2 protein-coding genes are annotated in these 3815 nt (G+C 46.9%); both read right to left on the bottom strand.

The features are described from left to right. Positions 1-1604: glycoside hydrolase family 3 protein (locus DW173_RS19640; protein ID WP_233562247.1), on the bottom strand; the 1604-nt coding region annotated here is incomplete at its 3' end. Between the two features lie 533 nt (positions 1605-2137). Beyond that, complete coding sequence (tnpC, locus tag DW173_RS19635) at positions 2138-3751, bottom strand: IS66 family transposase (protein ID WP_120145089.1); 1614 nt, start codon at positions 3749-3751, stop codon at positions 2138-2140. Positions 3752-3815 lie beyond the last annotated feature (64 nt).

Below are 3815 nucleotides of genomic sequence, written 5' to 3'. Positions count from 1 at the left end.
CCCAGGAACCAACCTTGAACAATAGCAGGCACTTCATTCACCCAAGGCATAGCCACTGCATTGCCGGAGATATTGACAACAATCAGGTTTTTATTCACCTTTGCCAGTTCGCTTATCACTCTATCCTGCGCGTATGGCAAACCCAAAGAGGTACGGTCCGAATCTTCACAGTCCTGATGATTGCTCTTGTTCAAGCCACCGAAGAAGATAACATAGTCAGCATCTTTAGCCACTTGCAAAGCCTCAGCGAGCAGTTCATCTTCCGAACGGTTGTCCTTCAAATCCTGACCGGTTTTCACACCGTTATACTCTCCTGTCGGATCGCCTACATACCCACGGGCATATACCACTTCCGCTTTTGAGCCCACACGGCTTTTCAGTCCATCCAACGGAGAAATCTCATATTTCACTTTCAAAGAAGAACTACCACCGCCCACAGTCATCATCTTTATCGCATTTTCACCGATCACTGCTATTTTCTTCGCTTTATTCAAATCGATAGGCAATACGTTACCGTTGTTCTGCAACAAGACAATTCCTTCTTCAGCTATCTCACGTCCGGCTTGTCCGTGTTCGGGAGAACCTAAAGAGCCGAACGGTTTGTGCGGATCCATTGAAGTACGGAATATCAGACGAAGGACATTGCTAACCTTTTCGTCCAGTTCCTTTGTTCCTACTTTACCCTCTTTTATCAGTTTCAGGTAAGGGAAAGCAAGGTAATAATTATCATACGCATTTCTCGTTCCGGCAGACAGTCCGTTCGTCCAGGAACCAAATTCCAAGTCCATACCATTGTGAATAGCCTGTTCGGTGTTGTGCACACCTCCCCAGTCAGACACTACAACGCCATCAAAACCCCATTCATCACGAAGAATATCTTTAAGCAGACGTTTGTTGTGACAAGCGTGCTGTCCCTGATAAAGATTATAAGAGCCCATAATCGACCATGTTCCACCTTCCTGAACAGCCGCTTTAAAAGCAGGCAGGTATATTTCATAAAGAGCACGATCACTCAATTGCACATTAGTGGTATGACGGTTGAACTCCTGATTGTTCAATGCATAATGCTTCACACAGGCAGCTACCCCGTTCTCTTGTACACCTTTGATGTAAGGAACCACCATAGTGGCGGATAGATACGGGTCTTCTCCCATATACTCGAAGTTACGTCCGTTCAAGGGAGTACGGTAGATATTCACACCGGGGCCCAACAAGATATCCTTCTTGCGATAACGCGCCTCTTCACCGATACCTTTCCCATAAAGGTGCGACATTTCGGGATTCCATGTAGCAGCAAGACACGTCAGTGCCGGATAGGCAATACAGGAGTCGTTTGTCCATCCCGCCTGATCCCATTCATCCCACAACACTTCCGGACGGATACCGTGAGGACCGTCGGTAGCCCATACTTCGGGGATTCCGAGACGGGGAACGCCTGCCGAACTAAATTTAGACTGAGCATGAATCATCTTCACCTTTTCTTCAAGGGTCATCTGGTTCAATGCATCTTTCACTCGCTCTTCGATTGGTCTATTCGTATCCAAATAAACGGCAGTATCGGATGTTTTTCGTTCTTGATCGCTAAATGAGCTTTGTTGTCCCATTACGATTGGCATACTCATACAAAGTATCCCTAAAATTGTCATTTTTCTTTTCATATCTATTGTAAATGATGTGTAACCTTCATACCAATATGTATCATGCCCACAAATAAACACACTTATTAATAAATAGAAAGCGAATATTTTGTCTAAAAAAGACAATATTCTATCATATCGCCTATTTCCTACATCTCCTCCTTTATCTGACGTTTTCAGACTCCTCTTCCTACGGATTCTTCCGTTCTCCTTGTCGCTCAGCCGTGGATTCCGGTTTAGCAACTTTCGCATCGGATATGTCAGTCCTATCAAATTAAAACAGCTTACATATAAGAAGCCGGCTGGAGTTGTCCAATCAGCTGACGGAAGTTGTCCGATTGGACGACAAGGGTCGGCTGATTGGACAACTCCAGTCGGCTGTTAGTAATTATCAATAAAATAGTAAGCATTCGGCCTCGTGCGTGTTTCTTTCCAAGCTATAATAAAGCCAAAAGCCAGACGAAGTACGTCTGGCTTTTGGCTTTATCAATCTTTCTTGTTTATCCTTTCCAATTAAATGGCAGTAAATCGGAGTAGTCGTTTTTCTCTTCTCTTTCTTTCTCCTGTACCCTAATCAACACGTCCTGCATCCATAGTTTCGGGTTCACCTTATTTTCCCTGCAACATCCCATCAGTGAAAAGAATATTGCCGCTGCATGTGCCGCCTCATGTGATCCGGAGAAAAGAGTGTTTTTTCTGTTCAAAGTCAATGGTCTTATAGAACGCTCCACCGGATTATTGTCAATGCAGAATTGTGCGTCATTGACATATCCGGACAGTTGTTCAAATCGTGTGTACATATAGAATATTGCCTTGGCAATAGGCGATTTCTCAACCGTATGTTCATATTCCTCCTTGCACCATTTTTCCAGTCCTTTGATAATAGGGTACGATTCTTCCCGGCGAAGCTTTACTACAGCCCCGCCTTCCAGATGTTCTATCCTGATTTTTTCCTCCACGGCATACAGTCTGCCTATTTGTTCAAGTGCATGCCTTGCTCTGGGAGGGTCATTCCCTTCCGCTTCCACAAACTTGCGCCTGACGTGTGCCCAGCAGCACAGGTGCAACTTTCCGGGTAGTGTGTCGAACTCGTCATATACTGCAAAACCGTCACTCTGTACTACCCGGACCTGTCCTGCCAGCAGTGTGTCTATTCCGCTGCTGCCACGTCCCTTGTGGTATTCAAAGAAGGGGGTATGGAACCGGGGCAGATAGAAGTTCCACATATACCCGCGGTGAAGGGCACCGGGACGGTCGCTTTCAAGTACGGGATGGGGCGTCTCATCGGCCATGACGTAATAACTGTCCTTGACCAGTTCACGAAGCTCATTATAGACCGGCTCCAGACGCTGTGCGGCGGCCATCATCCAGTTACTTACGGTGGAAGGACTCAGATGGATGCCTTCACGCTCAAAAATGTCCAGCTGTCTGTGCAGAGGCAGGTGATCGTAATATTTGGCGGTAGCAATGTGGGACAGTATACTTTCCGACGCATTGCTGTGAGGGTGTGCCATTACGGGCATGGGAGCAGTCATGATACGACCGTCGGCAAGCCGGTATTTAGGGCGGATGATGCGTCTCACATAGAATCGCGCAGGGCTGATGGCATATTGTTCGCTCACTTCCTCCCCCAGCTTTGTCGCTCCCTCCAGGGAAAGACCTTCCGGCATGGGAATGATGATTTCCTCACGGGGAAGGGACGGGTCGATGGGCTTACGGGCGTGGGGAGTAATCTTTTTGGTGAAGCTCTTACGGAAACGGTTGTAACCATTCTCCGATTTGACAGATTTCTCAGCTATTTTCTGTTCTTCCGCTACCGGGTCATTGACATCGGACGGGGATTCGAAACAGATGCTCAATTGGCTGGCATCTTCGGGAAGATGACGTTTTTCACTGGATTTACCCCATAAACGGCGTGTCAAGTCAGCCAATTTCCATCTCAAGTCAGCTATGACGGCTGTACAGGCTGAGATTTCCCCGGCCTGGCGGGAATACTCCTGCAAAGAGGCTTCGTATTTTCTCTGAAGTTCCGCATGCTCCTTTTCAAGACGTTCACGTTCCTTGCGCAACTCTTCGTACTCTTCCAAAGTAAGGGTAATGACTGGTTCTTTCACTGTATATCCACTTTTTGTTATGTAGGTTTGCGGCGTTACCGCCGCATTCCCCATTAAGAACTGT

Source organism: Bacteroides sp. AM16-13 (assembly GCF_003602705.1).
Classification (GTDB): Bacteria; Bacteroidota; Bacteroidia; order Bacteroidales; family Bacteroidaceae; genus Bacteroides; species Bacteroides xylanisolvens.
This window is presented reverse-complemented; position numbering and strand designations above follow the sequence as displayed.